Source organism: Corynebacterium riegelii, assembly GCF_016728505.1.
GTDB classification, from domain to species: domain Bacteria; phylum Actinomycetota; class Actinomycetes; order Mycobacteriales; family Mycobacteriaceae; genus Corynebacterium; species Corynebacterium riegelii.
On the sequence record NZ_CP068159.1, the window covers coordinates 782,668 to 802,193 of the forward strand.

The 19,526-nt window shown below is 60.4% G+C and carries 15 protein-coding genes, 2 tRNA genes and 1 other RNA gene; 14 read left to right on the forward strand and 4 right to left on the reverse strand.

Annotated features, from left to right (window positions below):
- Positions 1–72: 72 nt before the first annotated feature.
- Positions 73–2,724: a prolipoprotein diacylglyceryl transferase gene (locus I6I71_RS03530; protein WP_201822267.1), complete on the forward strand. Its 2,652-nt coding sequence runs from the start codon at positions 73–75 to the stop codon at positions 2,722–2,724.
- A gap of 198 nt (positions 2,725–2,922) precedes the next feature.
- Here the strand turns inward: I6I71_RS03530 and I6I71_RS03535 are convergent, their stop codons facing one another.
- On the reverse strand, positions 2,923–3,942 hold the full coding sequence (locus I6I71_RS03535) for a prephenate dehydrogenase (protein ID WP_201822269.1): 1,020 nt from the start codon (positions 3,940–3,942) through the stop codon (positions 2,923–2,925).
- A gap of 58 nt (positions 3,943–4,000) precedes the next feature.
- Here I6I71_RS03535 and I6I71_RS03540 point away from each other — a divergent pair, with 58 nt between their 5' ends.
- The 10 genes from I6I71_RS03540 (at position 4,001) to I6I71_RS03585 (ending at position 13,856) form a co-directional block, all read left to right on the forward strand.
- Entirely contained in the window at positions 4,001–4,486 is a 486-nt protein-coding gene (locus I6I71_RS03540) for a tRNA adenosine deaminase-associated protein (RefSeq protein WP_201822271.1), read from the forward strand.
- Positions 4,487–4,496: 10 nt separating this feature from the next.
- Complete coding sequence (locus I6I71_RS03545) at positions 4,497–4,958, forward strand: nucleoside deaminase (RefSeq protein ID WP_236587382.1); 462 nt, start codon at positions 4,497–4,499, stop codon at positions 4,956–4,958.
- 77 nt (positions 4,959–5,035) lie between these two features.
- Positions 5,036–5,293 carry a CsbD family protein gene (locus I6I71_RS03550; RefSeq protein ID WP_070494865.1) on the forward strand — a complete coding sequence of 86 codons (258 nt, stop codon included), beginning with the start codon at positions 5,036–5,038 and terminating at the stop codon, positions 5,291–5,293.
- Between the two features lie 58 nt (positions 5,294–5,351).
- Positions 5,352–5,439 (forward strand) — tRNA-Ser (locus tag I6I71_RS03555).
- Positions 5,440–5,535: 96 nt separating this feature from the next.
- Positions 5,536–7,908 carry an MMPL family transporter gene (locus tag I6I71_RS03560; protein ID WP_201822273.1) on the forward strand — a complete coding sequence of 791 codons (2,373 nt, stop codon included), beginning with the start codon at positions 5,536–5,538 and terminating at the stop codon, positions 7,906–7,908.
- Positions 7,905–9,152, forward strand: a complete 1,248-nt coding sequence (gene tgt, locus I6I71_RS03565) for a tRNA guanosine(34) transglycosylase Tgt (RefSeq protein WP_201822276.1) — start codon at positions 7,905–7,907, stop codon at positions 9,150–9,152. Before I6I71_RS03560 ends, tgt begins: the two co-directional genes overlap by 4 nt.
- A 489-nt stretch (positions 9,153–9,641) precedes the next feature.
- Positions 9,642–9,989: a helix-turn-helix domain-containing protein gene (locus tag I6I71_RS03570; protein WP_201822278.1), complete on the forward strand. Its 348-nt coding sequence runs from the start codon at positions 9,642–9,644 to the stop codon at positions 9,987–9,989.
- An 18-nt stretch (positions 9,990–10,007) separates the two neighbouring features.
- The gene (gene gluQRS, locus I6I71_RS03575; RefSeq protein WP_201822280.1) at positions 10,008–10,907 is read left to right on the forward strand and encodes a tRNA glutamyl-Q(34) synthetase GluQRS; all 900 of its coding nucleotides are present in this window, start codon (positions 10,008–10,010) and stop codon (positions 10,905–10,907) included.
- A 110-nt stretch (positions 10,908–11,017) separates the two neighbouring features.
- Complete coding sequence (locus tag I6I71_RS03580; RefSeq protein ID WP_201822282.1) at positions 11,018–11,488, forward strand: hypothetical protein; 471 nt, start codon at positions 11,018–11,020, stop codon at positions 11,486–11,488.
- Positions 11,454–13,856 (forward strand): YPDG domain-containing protein, encoded by a 2,403-nt coding sequence (locus tag I6I71_RS03585; RefSeq protein ID WP_201822284.1) that lies wholly within the window; start codon positions 11,454–11,456, stop codon positions 13,854–13,856. The genes I6I71_RS03580 and I6I71_RS03585 overlap by 35 nt, the downstream gene beginning before the upstream one ends.
- Here the strand turns inward: I6I71_RS03585 and I6I71_RS03590 are convergent.
- On the reverse strand, positions 13,837–15,522 hold the full coding sequence (locus tag I6I71_RS03590; protein WP_236587383.1) for an alkaline phosphatase D family protein: 1,686 nt from the start codon (positions 15,520–15,522) through the stop codon (positions 13,837–13,839). The two genes, I6I71_RS03585 and I6I71_RS03590, sit on opposite strands and share 20 nt — an antisense overlap.
- Positions 15,523–15,638: 116 nt before the next feature.
- A complete protein-coding gene (locus I6I71_RS03595; RefSeq protein WP_070494859.1) occupies positions 15,639–16,136 on the reverse strand; it encodes a ferritin in 498 nt (165 codons plus the stop codon).
- A 449-nt stretch (positions 16,137–16,585) separates the two neighbouring features.
- Between I6I71_RS03595 and I6I71_RS03600 the strand changes: the two genes are divergently transcribed.
- Positions 16,586–17,773, forward strand: a complete 1,188-nt coding sequence (locus I6I71_RS03600) for an IS481 family transposase (protein ID WP_201821455.1) — start codon at positions 16,586–16,588, stop codon at positions 17,771–17,773.
- Positions 17,774–17,869: 96 nt separating this feature from the next.
- On the opposite strand, the gene I6I71_RS03605 is transcribed toward I6I71_RS03600, so the two are convergent.
- Positions 17,870–17,958 (reverse strand) — tRNA-Ser (locus I6I71_RS03605).
- A gap of 126 nt (positions 17,959–18,084) precedes the next feature.
- Here I6I71_RS03605 and ffs point away from each other — a divergent pair.
- An RNA gene (gene ffs, locus I6I71_RS03610) (signal recognition particle sRNA small type) lies at positions 18,085–18,180 on the forward strand.
- 31 nt (positions 18,181–18,211) lie between these two features.
- Positions 18,212–19,516, forward strand: a complete 1,305-nt coding sequence (locus tag I6I71_RS03615) for an aminotransferase class I/II-fold pyridoxal phosphate-dependent enzyme (RefSeq protein ID WP_201822292.1) — start codon at positions 18,212–18,214, stop codon at positions 19,514–19,516.
- The last annotated feature ends 10 nt before the right edge of the window (positions 19,517–19,526 follow it).

Consider the following 19,526-nt stretch of genomic DNA (forward strand, 5'->3'; position numbering starts at 1 on the left):
GTGACACAAGTACATTGAGACGTGGCTTTCTGGGCCGTGCTCGAGCGCGCCCAAAATCTACGAGAGGTACCCATGAAAAACTCCAGGAACACCCGTGTCGCGGGTATTGCGCTGGCAGCTGCCGTTGCCGGAACGTTTGCGCTGACCCCAGTGCAGTCACAGGCTGCGATCAAGCCGAATGACATTGCACGTGGTCTGAACCAGCTGAATTCCATGCTGGGCCGCAATCTTGACCAGGTCGGCGCGGCAGTGACACAGCGTGTTCGCCCTGGCAGTGGTTCTGCGGGTGCTCGTTACTCTTCGGGCGGCTGGACGTACACGGCTGTTGCCTACAACCCGGGCGCTGACCGTATTTACGGTATCTCTACTGGTGAGGACGGCAAACCGGCCGGCCACCTGCTGCGTATCAAGCCGGATATTCATGAGCTGGCGGACCTCGGCCCGCTCGACCTGCGCGGTATTAATACGAAGGACGTTGCCTCTGCGTCCATCACCCCGGCGGGTACGTTGGTGCTGTTCTCGGGCGCGGAGTTCCGCACGATTGATCTGTCTAAGGACGATCTGACTAATTCGCTGCTGTCGGACAAGATCACGGACGCTCGAGCGCTGGCCGTGAAGTCCGGCAAGATCACCATGCCGTCAAACGTGGGTGACATTGGCATTCCTAGCGCGTGGGCTTCCGGCATTGACCCGGAGAAGACCCATGAGCTCTACGCCATCTCTCGTGACCGTGACCGCATGTACAAGTGGACCTTGGATACCAAGACCGGCAAGGTTACGGTTGATCCGGTGACCATCCGCCCGGGCTTTAGCCTGGACGGCATTGGGGATCTGAACTACGCCTACACCAAGGGCGACGGCACGTTTGTGTTTGCGGATGACGCTGCGAAGAGCGTCGAGCTGCGCGGCACTGACCTGGTGGCGTCCTACTTTGGCAACACTGTGGTGGATAACTTCCGTGAGCTGGCGTACCTGCCGGTTGGCGCGGGTTACAAGCCGGTGACGCAGTTTGTGAAGCCGGATCCGCTGCCTGGCGAGTACGCACGTGATGCGGTGAAGCCGTCTTCACAGGTCAATGCTGCTGAGGTTGTGCGTGACCTGGAGCGCATTGGCAACGCCGCGGGCAATCTGGCTAATGCTGTTGACAAGGTGAACCCAACTGCCCCGACGGTTGTTGGTGAGACCGCAGAGCCGACCCCGTCCGAAACCCAGGCTGAGGCTGAGCCCTTGCGTAACGACGCCAACGTGCTCTCCTCCGACGCCCCCGAAACCCCCTCCGAGACTCCCTCCGAGACTCCCTCTGAGACCGGTCCGGTTGCAGTCTCCAGCACGGTTACCCCTGCTGAGACCCGTAACGTGTTGTTCTCTGTGGTGAGCCCGGACGGCTACGCCGTGCGCAACGCCGAGATTGAGATCGCGGGTACGGACATTTCCGGCAAGACGGACAAGAACGGCCAGAAGTCCCTGACCATTCCGGGCGAGGACGTCATTGCCTACATTCAGGACGAGCCCTACGTTGTCGACGCTGGCGAAACCCGCATGCGCGTCACCGTCCTGGAGGACACGGCTGTCGAGGACAAGCAGGAAGAGAAGCCGGCCGAGGACAAGCGGGAAGAGAAGCCGGCCGATAAGCCGGAAGACAAGAAGGCCGACGATCCGGTAGCCGAGGACAAGCCTGCGGAGGACCCTGCTGATCCGAAGGACCCGGCAGCTGAGCCGAAGCCGGAAGACAAGCAGCCGGAGGCTAACCCGAAGCCTGCTGAGGGTACCCAGAGCGAAAACATTCGACTGCTCGTGCAGGACGAGAAGGGCAAGAATGTTGAAGGCGCGACCATTACCACGGATGGAAATCCCATTCAGCTGAAGACGAATAGCAGTGGTGTTGTGTCGATTCCGCGTTCTCTGGTGGGCGAGCAACGTCTTTTCTACGTCACCTATGACTCTCATGTGAAGACGCTGACCCTGTCCAAGTCCACGGGCCATATTGAAGAGGTCACGCTTCCGTTCACCTACACGCCGACGACTACCTCGACTACTAAAACGACCGCTGAGCGCAAGACTGTGACCATCGGTATCACCGTGAGGACTGAGAACGGCGATCCGGTACAGAACGCTGAGGTGTACAGCGTGCATGGTCTAGCAATTGAAGTTGATGGCCTGACCGATTCGGAAGGCCTGGTCATGGTGACGATCCCGGGCAACGTCGGCAACGGCGATCACGTCATGCTCGGTGTTCGTACGGCTCCGTCGGGCTTTGACACGGTGCGCAAGAACGTCTCCCGTAAGGACGACGGTGCGGAGCTCGTGCTCCCGAAGAGCAAGAAGACCACCACTAGCACGACCAAGAACACGCCGGAGCAGATCTTGGACGTGATCAAGCAGGTTGAGCCGCTGGTGGCTGCGCTTGCTGGTCCGGCTGCGTTGGGTGCTGGTTTGGCTAACCGTGGTACCACCACGAAGACCACTACGTCGGCGCGTTCGACCACGCTTAACGGCAAGGTGTCCACGGGCCGTTCCACCACTGCGGCGAAGTCGACGTCGAAGAACAGCGCGAAGTCCACGTCCAAGTCGACCTCGAAGTCCACCTCCAAGATCACCACCAGCACCCGCGACGGTGATCTGGCGGATACCGGTACCCCGATGACCACGGTCATCACGCTGGGTATCCTCGCGATGCTCATTGGTGGGGCGTATGTGGCGATGGGTAGGCGTCGGGAAGCATAAGCCCCCGAAACCCCTGCACCCGGTCGCCTAAGGGCTGCTCCGGGTTCAACAAATATGCAGGGGAAGATATGCAGGTCTGCAGGTCACGGACCGTTTTCATTAACGGGCCCCTTATTGAAAAAACGCTCTGACCAGGGAACCTGCATATCTTCCCCTGCATATTTGCGTTTGGTAGGGGGCGGGCAGCCGCCGACGTGACTAGAACACCTCGACGCGCCCGCCGAGGGACTCGATCTGCTTCAGCTGCTTCACCCAGCCAGGCCCGCCCGGGTGTACGCGCATCACCGGACGCGAGGAAATGGCCACTGGCGAGACGGACTCGCGGCGCGCACCCGAGCGCGCGTTCATGCGCACGTGCGCGCGGTAGCCGGACTCGGCCAGCCACTCCATCGTCGGGTTCTCGGAAGCAAGACCCTCGCGGGCGCGAACCAGCAGGTCAATGTATTCATCAAGTACCTTGACAAGCGGCTCCGCATTGGTTTCACACATGTTGCGCACCAAAGACGGCTGCGTGCCGGCCACGCGCGTGGCGCCCTTAAACGAACCAGCGGCAAGCGACTGCGCCAGCGTGTAGCCGTGATCCCCAACAATGGACAGGGCTTCTGCCATCACGTGCGGCAGGTGGGACACACGCGCCACGGCCTCGTCGTGCGCTTCCGCAGAAACTGGCACGGCCTCCGCGCCAACGAGGGCAACCATGCGGCACACATCGGCAAAAAGATCCGCCCACTCCTGCGGCAAGCGCTCCGATCCCTCCGAGCACTCCACGGCGTAGTCATACGTGACCACCCACGCCGCGCGCGCGAACAGTCCGGTTTGGGAGGCCGCCCAACCGGACGCTTCCGTCCCCGCCATCGGGTGGCCGCCAACGTAGCGCTCCAGCATGCCGCGCTCACGCACTAGGGCGTAGACCGGCGCTTTTACAGACACAACGTCGGTAATGCCGCAGCTGGGCGCCCACTTGGCGATGGCATCGAGTATTTCAGCGACCACGTCGAACGGCACGGCGATCACGATGAGGGCGCCCAGATCCTCGGCACGCCGCAAGACGGCCTCAAGGTCCACGATCACGTCGAATCCGTCTGCGGCTGCTTGGCGTGCGCCTGCGTTGGAGTGCGTGTATCCAAAGGTGAGGTGGTTGTGCGCGGCAAGGTCGCGCATCAGGGAGCCGCCGATGAGGCCATTGCCAAGAATGCACACAGGTCGCAGTTTGGTCATGGACCATGAGTTTAACCCCCTGTTGTAACTGCCGCGTGCCGACTACGCTGTTGAAACCATGAGCCACTCTTACAGTGAGGGGTATGCCCTTACCGTCGCAAGGACGGATTCTGGCTGGTCAGTGCGCCGGTTCAGGGATGATTTTGAGGACATATCAACTTCCATCGACGCGGTGCGTGCCCTGCGCAGTGAGGGGCCGGCGTTCGCCATGTTGAATGTAGAGGATGAGTACCTGCTCATCGTCCGCCCCGGCCCGAGCAGCGTGCGGGTCCTGATTAGCGACGCCACAATGGCCGTCGACGACGACTTCGCCGCAGACGCCCTGGAAGAGGCCGGTTTCGAGATCCCTGACATTGACATTGATCTGCTCGATGACACCGAGGCGTGGGCTGACGGAAACTTCGACATCCTCGCTGACCTTGGTCTTTCGGAGCAGATGATGAGCATTTTGCTTGACGACGATCCGGCGCCCCATGACCTCGCGCTCACCATCGCCGAGGACCTGGACTTTGCAGACGAGTTTCTCCGTGCCTCTAAAAAGTAGCGCGCAAGGTATGGAAGCTGCAGAAACCGCAGAGGCACGGATGCATGAGGCCATCGCCATTGCCCGAACAACCCCGCCCGGGGATGTGCCCGTGGGGGCAATTGTCTACGGGCCGGGTGGGGAAGTGGTGGGGGTGGGGACGAATCGTCGATTAGCAAACTGCGATCCAACGGCTCATGCGGAGGTGGAGGCGATCCGCCAAGCTGCCAAGAACCTGGGGACGTGGCGGCTGGATGGGTGCGAGCTGGTGGTCACGCTGGAGCCGTGCACGATGTGCGCTGGAGCGATCCTGGGGGCGCGGGTGTCCTCGCTGGTCTTTGGTGCTTTCGAACCGAAGACTGGCGCGGTGGGCAGCGTGCTGGACGCGCTGAGGGACCCGCGGCACCTGCACACCGTGGAAGTGCGCGGCGGGGTGCTGGAGGCAGCAACTAGCCAGCTGATGAGCACCTTTTTCAACGGTTTACGTGACTGAATTGTTATGGCGCTGCAGCCGGCAGTGCGCCTATGGTTGGAATTGTTATTAACCAATAAAACGAAAAGGAGCACACCATGGCTTTGGAAGGCAAGGGCGACCAGATCAAGGGCAACATCAAGGAAGGCCTCGGCGAGCTGACCGATAACGAGAAGCTGCAGAACGAGGGCAAGGCTGACAACCTGGTTGGCAACGTTAAGGAGACCGTGGCTAACGCTGGCGACGCTATTAAGGACAAGGCCAGCGAGGTTGCCGCGAAGGTTGAGGACAAGGCTAACGAGGTTGCCGCAAAGGTGGAAGACAAGCGCGAGGAGCGCGAGGCAGAGAATAACTAGTGCCTGCTTGGCGTGGTGAATTTGGCCACGCGGGCACGCAACCGTTACGCTAGCTTGCGGTAGCGTGTCCGAGCGGCCGAAGGTACTCGCCTCGAAAGCGAGTGAGGGTAAAACCTCCGCGGGTTCAAATCCCGCCGCTACCGCCACTAAACTTTTAAACCGGCATCACCTGCAAGGCAGGCGGTGCCGGTTTTTTAAACAGAATCCAACGTTCGCACTCCTAGTCCGAGGATGGAAACCCATTGGCGAAGCTGCTGTACAAGCTGGGACGCTGGTCCTACCTGAATAAGTGGAAGGTGATCATCGCCTGGCTGCTGATCTTGGCTGCTTCTGCCGGTGCGGCGTTTTCGCTTTCAAAACCGTTTACCTCAAACTTTGCCATTGATGGCACCCCGGCGATTGACGCGCTGGACACGATGGAGCGCAACTTCCCTGGCGGCGGCAACGTGGCCACGGCACCGGGTGTGAACTTGGTGTTTGCCGCCCCTGAAGGCCAGCAGCTGACGGACCCCGCGCATATGGCGGCGATGGATGAGGTTATCGCCCATATTGATGAGCACCTTGAAGTGCGCGGTACGGAGCGTTTTGGCAACCCGGTGCTGGTGAATCAGCAGCTGCAGGAGACCATTGTTGGCCAGATGACGCAGATGGGCCTGCCGGAGGAGGCGGCCCAAAAAGATGCGTACAACGTGCGCCTTTTGTCTGATGACGGCCGGATTGGCTACACCACGTTCGAGTTTGATGCAGAGTCCAACTTTGAGGTCACGGAAGAGGACCGCCAGGTTGTGGCTGATGCGATGGACATTGGCCGCGCGGCTGGCCTCCAAGTAGAGGCGGGCGGTGCCGGTTACGGCGACCCGATTGAGGTCAACACCACCTCAGAGCTGATTGGTATCGGCGTGGCGTTTTTGGTGCTGCTGGTCACGTTCGGCTCGTTTGCGGCGTCCACTATGCCCATCGTGTCCGCGATTGTGGGCGTGGGCATCGGCGCGCTGGCTATTTTGACCACCACGCATTGGGTGGAGCTCAATGACGTCACCCCGGTTTTGGCGGTGATGATTGGTCTTGCGGTGGGTATTGATTACTCGCTGTTTATCTTGTCGCGCTACCGCCAGGAGCGCAAGACCCGCAGCGGCCCGGATGCGGCCGGTATGGCGGTGGGCACGGCAGGTAGTTCCGTGGTGTTCGCCGGCGCCACAGTGTTTGTCGCGCTGGTTGCGCTGGTGCTCGCCGGCATCGAGTTCTTGTCCTGGATGGGCGTGGCCGCCGCCTTTACGGTGTTCGTCTCCGTGCTGGTGGCGTTGACCATGCTGCCGGCGCTGCTTGGCGCGTGGGGCAACAAGGCGTTCGCCGGGCGCATTCCCAAGATTGCTGGCGAGCACTTGCATGAGCGATCCATGGGCCGCAACTGGGTGAACTTTGTGCGCCGCTTCCCGGCGTTGGTGATGGCCGTGGTGATTGTGGCGCTTGGCGCCATGTCCGCCCCGGTGCTGGGGCTGCAGATGGCGCTGCCGTCTGACTCCACCTCCAACTTGGACACCACGCAGCGTAAGTCCGCGGATTTGATGGCGGAAGGCTTCGGCTCCGGCGTGAATGCGCCGCTGTTGCTGGTGGTTGATGCGCATGGGGTGAACCCGGATGCGGAGATTCTGCAGCCGTACATGGCGGCGATGCCGGATGAGGTAGGTGGCCGTGCGCAGAAGGCGGCGCTGGCCAGCTTCCTCTACGCCGCGCAGGAGGCCAACAGTGTCAGTGGCGTGGTGCACGCGCAGCTGGTGAACGTGAATGAGGATTTCACGGCCGCTCAGATCATGGCCACACCTGACGGTGGCCCTGAGGAGGAGTACACGCTGAAGGTGGCGCACGGCCTGCGGGAGAATAACCAGCAGGTTGAGGACGCTACCGGTGTGGAGATCGGCCTGACTGGTCTGACTGCGGTGCAGATGGACATCACCGAAGAGCTAGCCAAGGCGATGCCGCTGTATCTGGCCATTGTGGTGGGTCTGGCCATTGTCTTGTTGATGCTGGTGTTCCGCTCCATCTTGGTTCCGCTGGTTGCCGGTTTGGGCTTTTTGCTCTCCGTCGGCGCTGCGTTCGGCCTGACGGTGTTGGTGTGGCAGGACGGCCTGTGGGACCTGGTGAATACGCCGACCCCGATCCTGTCGTTCTTGCCCATCTTCCTCATCGGTGTCACCTTCGGCCTGGCCATGGATTACCAGGTTTTCCTGGTCACCCGCATGCGGGAGCATTACTTGCACCTCACTCGCGCTGCGGAGCCTCATGCTTATCGACGCGCCGTGGTCCACTCCACCGTCGAAGGCTTCGCCCAGGGCGCGCGCGTGGTTACCGCGGCGGCGATTATTATGATCGCGGTCTTCGTGGCATTCATCAACCAGCCGTTGCCGTTTATTCAAATCTTCGGCTTCGCCCTGGGCGCCGCCGTCTTGTTTGACGCCTTCTTCATCCGCATGGCGTTGGTGCCTGCGACGATGTTCTTGATGGGCCCGTCCACGTGGTGGATACCGAAGTGGCTGGACAAGGTGCTGCCGGAAGTGGACGTGGAGGGCACTGAGCTGGAAGAGCTTGAGCCTGAGCTGGAAGGAGCTGCGCGATGAAAGAATTCGACCTGACTACGGAGCTGTACAACGAGCCGGGCAAGCATGGCCGGACGGGCGTAATCCACACCCCGCACGGTGATATTCAAACGCCGGCGTTTATTCCGGTTGCCACGAAGGCGACGGTGAAGACGCTGACGCCGGAGCAGATCCGTTCCACTGGTGCGCAGGCGATTTTGTCCAACGCCTACCACCTGTATTTGCAGCCGGGTCCGGAGATTGTGGATGAGGCCGGTGGCGTGGCTGCCTTTGAGAACTGGCACGGGCCGACTTACACGGATTCGGGTGGCTTCCAGGTGATGAGCTTGGGCGTTGGGTTTAAGAAGGTCCTTGCCATGGATACCGCAGGTCTTGTGGAGGGCGACATCCGCGCAGCAAACAAGGACCGCATGGCGCGTGTGGATGATGACGGGGTGGATTTCAAGTCTTTCATCGACGGCTCCTCCCACCGCTTCACGCCCGAGGTGAGCATGCAGATCCAGCACCAGCTGGGCGCGGACATCATGTTCGCCTTCGATGAGCTGACCACCCTGGTGGACACCCGCGAGTACCAGGAGCACTCCGTGGAGCGAACCCGTCGTTGGGCGAAGCGCTGTCTTGATGAACATCACCGACTCACTGAGCTGCGTACACACCGCCCAAAGCAGTCGTTGTGGGGGGTTGTGCAGGGTGCGCAGTATGAGGATTTGCGCAGGTATGCAACGCGCGGCCTGCTGGAGCTGGATCATGAGGCGCGTGAGGCCGGTCGCCGTGGGTTTGGTGGCTTCGGCATCGGTGGCGCGTTGGAGAAGGAAAACCTGGGCACCATTGTTGGTTGGGTGACTGATGAGTTGCCGGTGGACAAACCGCGCCACTTGCTGGGGATTTCTGAGCCGGATGACATCTTCACCGCTGTTGAGGCTGGTGCGGACACCTTTGACTGTGTGGCGCCGACCCGCCTGGGTCGCCGTGGTGGCGTGTACACCTTGGACGGGCGCCTTAACCTGATGGGTGCTCGCTTCAAGCGCGACTTCTCCGGCGTGGATGAGGAGTTCGGCGGCTACGTGTCTGAGAACTACTCGCGCGCCTACATCCACCACTTGCTCAAGGCGAAGGAGTTCTTGGCAGGCACGCTGTGCACCATGCACAACGTGGAGTTCATGGTCCGTCTGGTGGACAACATCCGCGCTGCCATTGATAACGGCAACTATGAGGCCTTCCGCGACGAGTTCTTGGGCCGCTACTACGCGGGTAAACAGAAGTAGGGTCTCCCCACGGTTTCAGCCCGTTCACGCAACCTCGTAGTATGAATGTTCTCAGTAAGATCTGAGACGGACTTTTGGGGTAAGTATCTGCTCATGTGAGTCACGTGGGACGGACGCAGCGATTGAGCACGTTCTGGCTTCGCTGGGGATTGAGATCTGTGCTACTGAGTGGGGCAAAAGCTTAGGAAAAGGTCTCTACGAATTGCGAATAAGACGCGATTTGGGAACGATCCTGCAGGAGTATGGGCCGCCAGATCTAGGCGACGAAATCCCTCAAGGGTGGCGAAAGAAACGGGTGCTCATCCGTGTCTATTGCACGTTCTACGGTAGGAAAGTTGTCCTGCTGCTTGGAGGGCATAACAAGCTGCGCAATCCAAGCCGAAAGCAGGAGCAAAAAGAGATCCGCGCGGCAAGGGCTGCGCTGGACGCTTGGAGAAGAACCTAACACGCACTTGCTCGTATGTGATAAAACACATAACATTGCTCAAGATGCGCGATCTGGAGGATGTGGATAAAGAAATGGGAACTACAAAGTTCGAAGACTTTGTTCGGCCATATCGGGACTCAGCATCAACGGCAGCCGAAGTGATCCGTGGTGCAGCAGCAGGCGCGTTCACTGCGGAGCTTGCGGAGCGCAAGGCGGTGGGTGCTGCTCTGGCGTCAGCGCGACATGATTGTGGTGCCACGCAGCAGTCTGTGGCTGATGCTGCTGGTATCCAGCAGGCTGAACTTAGCCGTATTGAAAATGGGGTTGGCAATCCAACCGTCGAGACGCTACTCAAGATTGTTGCCGCATTGGATTTACGTTTGACATTCACGCCGATTCAGGAACGCTAAGTCTAGGGGTACAACGCCATGTTCCAAGGTCCAGCCGGTAGGTATGCGCCAAGCCCGAGTGGTGATTTACATTTTGGCAACCTGCGCACGGCGGTGTTGGCGTGGTTGTTCGCGCGCCAGTCTGGCCGCAATTTTTACATGCGGGTGGAGGATATTGATTCGGAGCGTTCCAGTGCAGAGTCCGCGAAGCGCCAGCTAGAAGACCTCGCTGCGCTTGGCATTGAGTGGGATGAGCCGGTGCTGTACCAGCACGATCGGGGTGACGCCTATGCGCAGGCGCTGGCCGCGCTGCCCACCTATGAGTGTTATTGCACGCGCCGCGACATCCGGGAGGCCGCGTCCGCGCCGCATGCCCAGCCCGGCATGTACCCCGGCACCTGCAGGGATCTTCCGGAGGAGCTTCGTGCTTCTCGACGTTTAACGCTCTCCTCCGAAGGCCGCCTCCCCGCAATCCGCTTGCGTGCAGACGTTCGCGAGTGGACCGTGCGGGACTTCTACCACGGGGAGTTCACGGGCCCGGTGGATGACGTGATTTTGCGCCGCGGTGGTCGCTTCGATCAGGCACAGGCGGGGGACTGGGCGTACAACCTTGCGGTGGTTGTGGATGACGGTTTCCAGGGCGTCGACCAAGTCGTGCGTGGTGATGACTTGCTGTTTTCCGCGCCTGCTCAGGCTTATCTGGCTTCCTTATTGGGATATAAGGAACCTGAGTATGTACACGTGCCGTTGGTGGTCAATGCTGAGAATAAACGCTTGGCTAAGCGGGACGGTGCGGTGACGTTGCGCGAGATGGCGCAAGCAAGCGGGGTGCAAGGGGTGCTTCGCATGCTTGCAGAATCAATCGGTGCGGACCCTTCTGACCTGCTGGGTAGCTTCGATCCGTCGCGGCTGCCGCGGGCGCCGTGGGTGTGGCGCTGAAATTAATTCTCGAAAAAGCTTGCAATCGGCTGGAAATTTCCGGATAGTGAAATAATCTGTAAAAACTCAGGTACTTCTGACTTTCCCGTGAGATGCATGCAAGGATGTTTATGAAACCGCAAGGAATCGCAAAGAAAACAGTGGCTGGGGTGGTGGCACTGGCCCTTGGGGCGTCGGCCGTTGTAGCGCCGCAGGCGCACGCACTACCGGCGGAGTTCGTCAGCCCTCCGGGGCGGGTATCGAACCCGGAGCAGGGGCAATGCACCGTGGTGCTGTCTATCAACACCACCTCGGTGTCGCCAGGACGTGCCTTTGCGCAGTCTCAGAGCGGCGTGACGGTTGGCGTTGGTCTGGACGATGGCAACACCCAGTTCACTCCGTGGATCACCCTGGACCCTGAGGGTGAGCGCATTTTTGAATCCGCGAAGGCGAATATCACCGTGGAGAATGAGGCCCTGCAGTCTGCGGCGCACAACTATTCCGTAGAAATGCGCAGTAAGGGCAGCTACGATGCCGACCCGCTCGATAGCGGCGAAAATGCGGTTTTTGGACATCACCGATTTGTCTCAGGTGAAGCCTGATCAGTTCTCCCTGACCCAGGGGCAGAAGCAGATCGCTCACGGGACGCTTGGTGTGGACCCAGCCTCGACGGGGGCGCAGACGTGGGCTTGGAAGATCACCTCGCCGACGATCAGGGCGCACGAACGGTCTCGCGTAAGCCCGGAGGCTGTGGTCAATGTCGCGCCGTGGCCGATTGAGTCGGATGATTGTTTGCCGCTCACGCCATCTGAGAAGAAGTCCCAGCCGATTATTGCAGACGGTAAGGAATACAACACCGGCATCACCGTTTCCAACGGTGCTGCGTCTGACTACGCACGCTTGACCGGCAACGTCTCCATCGCTGGCAAGAAGATCGAGGGCGCCAAGGTGCGTGTGGATGCCTCGGGCAAGGTCTTTGTCACCCTTCCCAAGGGCGCAACCGGCGCTGATGACAACAAGAAGACCGCCAAGGTTGACGTAGAGCTGCTTGCTCAGCCGCGCGAAGCTACCAAGGATTCGGCGCATGAGTCCTACAACACGGCCCAGGTGCTCCGCGTTGTTGATGGAAGCGGCCAAGTTAACCAGGATTCTGCCCTGTTTGTTGGCTCCGTCCCAGTGCAGAAGTTTGCCCCGGCCTACAACTCCCCGAGCACGGTGAAGCCGGGTGCATCCGTCGATGTTGCGCTGAAGACCCAGCCGGGCAACGTGCGCGGCCACGCCGTTGGCGCGACCTACACCGTGGTTAACCCGCCGCAGGGTTGGACAGCGCAGCCGGCAAAGGACGGCACGCTGAAGGTCACGGCACCGAAGGGTGCGAAGCACGGCGATGAGGCCACCTTCAACGTGAAGGTCACCTACACCGATGGCTCGAGTGACACCATCACCACCGTGGTGAAGGTGCAGGATGACGCGAATAACCTGCACACCCCGGGCTACGGCGAGACCTACGGCAAGGTCAACACCGAGGTCACTCTGGAGCAGAACAATAAGGACCTGCCGGAAGGCTCCACGTTCACCATCACCCCGGGCCAGGACCTGGGCGATTGGGCGCCGAAGGTTGACCCGAATACCGGCACCATCACGGTGACCATCCCGGGCTCCGCGAACCCGGGTGATCAGAAGACGATTCTGGTGGACGTGGAGTACCCGGACGGGAGCGTCGATAAGCAAGTGCCCGCGAAGGTCACTGTGCTGAACCAGCCGGGCTACGGCGAGGTTACTGACAAGCCGGGTGCCAAGGTTGAGCTGGAGCACACGGGCAAGGTTGTGGATGGCTCCACGTTCACCATCACCCCGGAGCAGGACCTGGGCGAGTGGGATCCGCAGGTTGACCCGAACACCGGCACGATCACGGTGACCATTCCGGACACCGCCAAGGATGGAGACGAGAAGACGATTCTCATCAACGTCAAGGACCCGAAGTCCGGTAAGACCGAAACGGTGCCGGGCAAGGTCATTGTGAAGGATCCGAAGCAGCCGGATACGCCGAGCAACCCGAACCCGAACAACAACACCACCATCGTGATTGTTGTGCCGAAGGGTCCGGACGCAACGGTAGAGATTGACAAGGACAAGACCCCCGAGGTGCCGGACGGCAGCACGCCGCCTGCTGTTACCCCAGGTAACGGCCAGATCACCATCAACATCCCGAATGGTGTGCAGCCGGGCACCAAGATCACCATCCCGGTGACCATCACCAACCCGGACGGGTCGAAGGAAACCAAGGAAATCACCGTTGAGGTTCCGGAGCTGCCGAAGAATGGCGGCAACAACGTGGTCATTGTGACCCCGGGTGGTAACGGTGACGTGAAGGTCCCCGAAGGCTGGACCTACACCAAGGACGGCGACAACATCACCGTTCACGTTCCTGGTGGCACCAAGCCGGGTGACTACACGGTGACTGTCCCGGGCCCGAACAACACCAACGTTGACGTGCAGGTAACCGTGCCTAATACGGATCCGAACAACGGTAAGGGTTCCAGCGACGCGGTGAATAAGTGCTTCGAAAACGCCATCACCTCTCCGCTGTTCTACCTGCTGCCAATCGGCATTCTGGGCGCCGTTGCTGGCAACCTGGCTGCGCCGTACATGACTGAGGTGAACAACCAGCTGAACTCGCTGGCACGCCAGTTCAATTCGGACGTGAACTTTGACTTCGGTCTTGGTAACAACGGTTGGGATAACTCCACCAACAACTACAACCAGTTCGGTGCAATTGGTGAGCAGTTCGGCGCATTCATGAATGACCCGAACCTGCGCGAGCTTGGGACGATCGCACTGGGTCTCCTTGGGGCACTTGCAACCGCGGGCCTGCTGTATGACTGGTGCTCCCACGAGCCGGGTGAGGCCGTCACCTCCATCGGCTCCGCAAAGAAGGACGCTCCGGAATCTAGTCGGGCACAGGGGTAAAACCCGAGCCCCTGCGCCAGGTCAACGACGTGCCCGGGGAGACGGCAGAGTGGGGGTTGAGGATGTCGTCCACACGCCGCCAGTTCGTGTGGACGGCGTCGGGGGTTATCGTCACAGCACAGTAGCCGTGCGTGGCCATGGCAACGTGGTGCAGGCTCGGGTTGGCGGCGCGGATATAGCGGGTGGCGGCGTTGATAAGCGTGCTGCTACCGGGCACCTTCAGCGACTCGGCCACGTTCGGCGCGGTGATAGAGGCGCACACCACCTCGCAGCCGATCTGCTCGCCCTCATACGAGATGGTGTGGGCCCATTCGGAGTGGATGTCCCCAGTCAAGAAAATCGGGTTTTTTCCTAGCCGCCCAAGGGTGTTGATCACGCGGCGGCGTTCAAAGTCGAAGCCGTCCCACTGGTCGCCATTCAGCGGCAAGTGCTCGTAGGCAGGTGCCGTGGCGGTGAGGATATTGGACGACAACGCCGCTGCCACCGGGCGTGTCTTCGGGCTTTGCATCACCGCGCCGAGGCGCATGGGGGAGAACATCACGGAGTTGCCCAGCGCGTTCCACGTTGTGTTGGACTGGTGGAGGGTGTCTATGAGCCAGTTGTACTGTTCAGCGCCGAGCATGCTGCGGGCATCCCCAGGCTGGCGGCGGCCGCCTTTCCAAAACTCCACATCACGGTAGGTGCGCAGGTCCATGACGGTCAGTTCCACCAGGTCCCCGAACCTAAAGGAGCGGTAGATGTGGCCTTCCGCCGACGGCTCAGTAGTGCGAACCGGCATCCATTCGTAGTAGGCGCGGATGGCAGCGTCACGGCGCTCAAAGAAATCCCCCTCATCCACCTGATGGTTATCGGCGCCTTCGGCCCAGAAGTTGTTGGCCACTTCGTGGTCGTCCCACACCACAATCCACGGCATCGCGGCGTGCGCAGCCTGCAGGTCCCGGTCGGTACGGTAGCGACCGTAGCGTGCGCGGTAGTCCGCAAGTGTCAGCGTTTCGTGCGCCGGTTCGTGCAGGCGCACAGGTCCCCAGCCGGAGTATTCGCCTTGTGCGTATTCGTAGATGTAGTCGCCCAAGAACACGGTGAGGTCCAGCTCGTTGTCCCACGCGCGTTCGGCCATGTCGCGGTAGGCGGCGAAGAACCCGGCCTCATAGTTCGCGCACGATGCCACGGCCCATCGCTGCAGCTCAACCGGCCCTTCTGGTGCGGTTTTGGTCCGCCCGACCGGCGATGTGGCCCCCTCGTGCGGTCCGGCCGTGACCACAAAGCGGTAGTAGTAGACGCTTGAGGGCTCAAGCTTATCGACGTCCACGTGCACCCCATGATCCCTCCCAACCCGAGCCACCACGTGACCTTCCCGAACGATCCGCGTGAACTCCTGATCCTGCGCCACCTCCCAGCGCAGCGGGGTTGGCGATCCTCTTCCGGAGCCCGGCCAGGCGTACTCATCAGGGGTTACGCGCGTCCAGATAACCACGGCATCTGGCAGCGGGTCGCCGGAGGCAACACCGTGAACAAACGGCCGCGGAGCGAGCTCGTCTTGTGCCAGCGGCATCCGCGACGGCGCCGGCTGCATGCTTTGCGCAAACGTCTGCGTTGCAAGTCCCGCACCCACCGCACCGACGGCTGCGGCGCGGCGGAAAAACGAACGACGAGAAACGCGTGTCACGCCAACATGGTCAATGACACGCGTTTAAATCGCCACCGCTAGAGGCGGTGTTTGTGCAGGTTTCGCCCCAAATTCAACGGGCGTTTACCTGCGGTTTCGGTTGCTTATACGGTGGCCTATTCGGTGGTGCTGCGGTTGGCCAACGCGGCGTCGATACGCAAAAGCCCCGAACCGTCAGTGCCAACAAGCTCAAGCTGATCCACAATCTCGCCCACCGTGGACTCCTCCTGAATCTGCTCCTCCAGGAACCAGTTCAGCAGAGCGCGCGATCCGAGGTCGCCCACCTCATCAGCAATGCGCGTGATTTCGCGGATCTGCTCGGAGACCTTCTTCTCGTGCGCAAGTGCTGCGCGGAAGGCGTCGAGCGGGGTGCTGATCTCCGGCGCGTCGATCGTGATGTCGTGTGGCTTCACGCGCTCACCACGGTCAATGAGGTGCTGCGCGAACTTCTGCGCGTGGTCACACTCCTCCTGGGCCTGGGCGGCAAACCAAGAGCACAGGCCCGGGAAGGACAGGGCGTCCATCTCGTTTGCCAGGTAGCGGTAGATGTAAGCCGCGCGGTATTCCTCGGTGACCTGCTGGGTCATTGCTTCTTTGAGTTTCTCGTTAACCATGCTTTGGGATTCTAGTTGATTTTGTGGAGGATAGGTAGGGGCAGTTTTGACCCGTGCGCAGGTCGTCCCGACCCCTCAAAAACGCGTTTGCAGCTACCTACACCCGGCTACCAAGCGAAAAAGGCGCTAGTAGCTGCAGGTAGGTAGCTGCAAACAGGCTTAAGGGAACGAGGGAACGAAGGACGAGAACGAAAAAACCGGCGCCCCATCAAACCGAGGCGCCGGTGTTTGGCGGAGGATGTGGTGTCCGAAGTCACGACATAGTTGACACAGCGTGACTGGGAGAACCTTCCTGATGGTTGACAGGTCAGCCGCGACATGATTGACACTTAGCCAGGGGAAACTACCTGGGGTGAAGGTTGACACCTCAGCTGCGACATCGTTGACACTCTCCCCAACCACCGCGTGGCGCGAAGGCAGACGGGGATCAGTCGCGACATCGTTGACAAATGAACAGCCCCAACCGCAACCTCGCAATTGTTAAAGCCGTACGAGACCAAGGTGAACCAGCTGCCAAAGTCGCCAAACGATTCGGGATCTCGCGCCAACGCGTCTACAAGATCCTGGCCGACTTCGACGCCGGCGGACCTGAAGCAATCGCCCCGAAATCCCGCGCACCACACACCCACCCCCAGGCGATACCCGAACACCTGCGCAAACACATCATCGAAATGCGCAAAGAACTCACCAGAGCCGGACTCGACGCAGGTCCAGACACCATCGCCTTTCACCTACAACGACAAGGCCTACGCGTGCCATCAACCTCCACTATCCGCCGCATTATCACCAACGCAGGCCTAGTTACTCCGCAACCCCAAAAGAAGCCACGAAGCTCCTACATTCGCTTCGAAGCCGAAATGCCCAATGAATGCTGGCAAGCCGACATCACCCACCTTTTCCTCGCCGACGGCACTCGTGTAGAAGTCCTCGACTTCCTCGACGACCACTCCCGCTACCTGCTGTCAATCACCGCTCAGCACGCGTTTACAGGCACTGCAGTGGCAGAACAGCTCCAACGCCTCATCAACACCTATGGGCCACCCGCATCCACGCTCACTGACAACGGGCTGGTATTCACAGCACGACTCGCAGGCCGGAAAGGAGGGCGCAACGCCTTTGAGAAAACCCTCAACCATCACCGTATTCAACAGAAAAACGGCCGACCCGGGCACCCACAAACCCAAGGCAAGATCGAACGATTCCACCAGACACTCAAACGCTGGATCAAAGCACAACCACCAGCAGAAACAATTACCCAACTACAACAACAACTCGACGAATTCGCTGGGTACTACAACACACAGCGGCCCCATCGAGCACTCGGACGCCGCACACCCGAGCAGGCCTATACCACAGGCCCCAAAGCCCAACCCACGGACAACCCAAATGACGAATGGCGCATCCGCAACGACATCGTCGGTGTCAACGGCAAGGTCACCATCCGCTACGCCGGAAGGCTCTACCACCTAGGCATCGGACGCGCCTACGGCGGCAAGCACATCCTGATGGTCATCACCGACAACCACGTCACCACATCGCTAAAAGAGACCGGCGAAATCATCACCGAGCACTACATCGACACATCCCGCAATTACCAAAAACCATACTGGCGAAAAGGCCAACCCCCACTGACCTAAAAACAAAACCGGCACCTCAGAAAAATAAAAACCGAGGCACCGGTTTGTCCACCATGTCGCGACTGAGTTGTCAACTATGTCGCGACTGAGGACATTTGGCGGAGGATGTGGGATTTGAACCCACGAGGGTCGTGAAACCCGCACGCGTTCCAGGCGTGTGACATAGGCCGCTAGTCGAATCCTCCAGCGACACTCGAAAAAGTAACTTCCGAATGCGTCTTTGGCCATGTTAGTCCACACCTCCGCCTGAACCAAAACCGCAGGCAGCGCGTGCAGGTTGTGTCTTTTACGGCTTCCCGGCTACAGTGGCATGCAGGATCCCACGCGGTGTTATCTTGTGAACTCCCCCAGGGCGGGAACGCAGCAAGGGTCAGCGAGCTCTGGCAGGTGCGTGGGATCCCCTTTTTGTGCGTGGGGGCATTTTGTACGATGTAGTGCATGACTACCCAAGACGGCACCACAAGCACCGCTTTTGCCAACCTCAATCAGCAGGAACTTGAAGCGCTCGCGCAGGACGTGCGCCAGCGTTATGAAGACCTGAAAGCGCGCAACCTCAGCTTGGACTTGACGCGCGGTAAGCCGTCGAGTGAGCAGCTGGATCTTTCCAACGCGCTGCTGTCCTTGCCGGGGGAGGGCAACTACAAGGACGCCAATGGCGTTGACCTGCGTAACTATGGCGGGCTGCAGGGTATTGAGGAGATCCGCCAGCTGTGGGGCAACGTGCTGGGCGTGGACGTGGCGAACATTGTGGCGGCAGATTCCTCGTCGCTAAACATCATGTTTGACCTCATCTCCTTCGCGTACATCTGGGGCACGAACGATTCGGAGCGTCCCTGGAAGGATGAGGAGCACGTGAAGTGGCTGTGCCCAACCCCGGGCTATGACCGTCACTTCGCCATCACGGAGCACTTCGGCTTTGAGCTGGTCACCGTGCCCATGACGCCGGAGGGTCCGGACATGGACGTGGTGGAAGAGCTGGTGAAGGATCCGCAGGTCAAGGGCATGTGGTCGGTGCCTATTTACGGCAACCCCACGGGCGCGATCTACTCGCGTGAGACCATTGATCGCCTGGCCAGCATGGAGACGGCAGCGAAGGATTTCCGCATTGTGTGGGACAACGCGTATGCCATCCACACGCTGACGGGTAACTTCCCGGAGAACCCGAACGTCATTGAGATTGCGGCGGAGAAGGGCAACCCGAACCGCTTCTGGTACATGTCTTCCACCTCCAAAATCACGTTCGCGGGTGCGGGTGTGGCCTTCTTCGCGTCGTCGGAGGGGAATTTGGAGTGGTGGGGGAAGCATGCGTCGATACGCGGCATTGGCCCCAACAAGATCAACCAGCTCGCGCACGCGCGCTTCTTTGGGGATGAGCAGGGCGTATACAACCAGATGAAGTCGCTAGCCGGTTCGCTGGAGCCGAAGTTCGCGGCCGTCATCCGCATTCTGCACGAGCGCCTGGGTGAGTACGGCGTGGCGCAGTGGACCGAGCCGGAGGGCGGCTACTTCATCTCTATGGACGTGCTCGGCGGGTCCGCAACGCGCGTGTGGGAGCTGGCGAAGGAAGCGGGCATCACGCTGACCAAGGCTGGTTCCGCATTCCCGCACGGGCAGGATCCGGAGGACCGCAACATCCGTCTCGCACCGTCGTTGCCGCCGCTTGAAGAGGTTGAAACCGCCATGGATGGCGTGGCTACCTGCGTGCTTCTTGCGTGTCTCGAGGGTGTAGGGGCCCTTCAGTAGACTGCTGAAC

Coding starts and splice junctions, on each gene's coding strand:
- I6I71_RS03530 (WP_201822267.1), top strand. CDS start 73: ATGAAAAACTCCAGGAACACCCGTGTCGCGGGTATTGCGCTGGCAGCT.
- I6I71_RS03535 (WP_201822269.1), bottom strand. CDS start 3,942: ATGACCAAACTGCGACCTGTGTGCATTCTTGGCAATGGCCTCATCGGC.
- I6I71_RS03540 (WP_201822271.1), top strand. CDS start 4,001: ATGAGCCACTCTTACAGTGAGGGGTATGCCCTTACCGTCGCAAGGACG.
- I6I71_RS03545 (WP_236587382.1), top strand. CDS start 4,497: ATGGAAGCTGCAGAAACCGCAGAGGCACGGATGCATGAGGCCATCGCC.
- I6I71_RS03550 (WP_070494865.1), top strand. CDS start 5,036: ATGGCTTTGGAAGGCAAGGGCGACCAGATCAAGGGCAACATCAAGGAA.
- tgt (WP_201822276.1), top strand. CDS start 7,905: ATGAAAGAATTCGACCTGACTACGGAGCTGTACAACGAGCCGGGCAAG.
- I6I71_RS03570 (WP_201822278.1), top strand. CDS start 9,642: ATGCGCGATCTGGAGGATGTGGATAAAGAAATGGGAACTACAAAGTTC.
- gluQRS (WP_201822280.1), top strand. CDS start 10,008: ATGTTCCAAGGTCCAGCCGGTAGGTATGCGCCAAGCCCGAGTGGTGAT.
- I6I71_RS03580 (WP_201822282.1), top strand. CDS start 11,018: ATGAAACCGCAAGGAATCGCAAAGAAAACAGTGGCTGGGGTGGTGGCA.
- I6I71_RS03595 (WP_070494859.1), bottom strand. CDS start 16,136: ATGGTTAACGAGAAACTCAAAGAAGCAATGACCCAGCAGGTCACCGAG.
- I6I71_RS03600 (WP_201821455.1), top strand. CDS start 16,586: ATGAACAGCCCCAACCGCAACCTCGCAATTGTTAAAGCCGTACGAGAC.
- I6I71_RS03615 (WP_201822292.1), top strand. CDS start 18,212: ATGACTACCCAAGACGGCACCACAAGCACCGCTTTTGCCAACCTCAAT.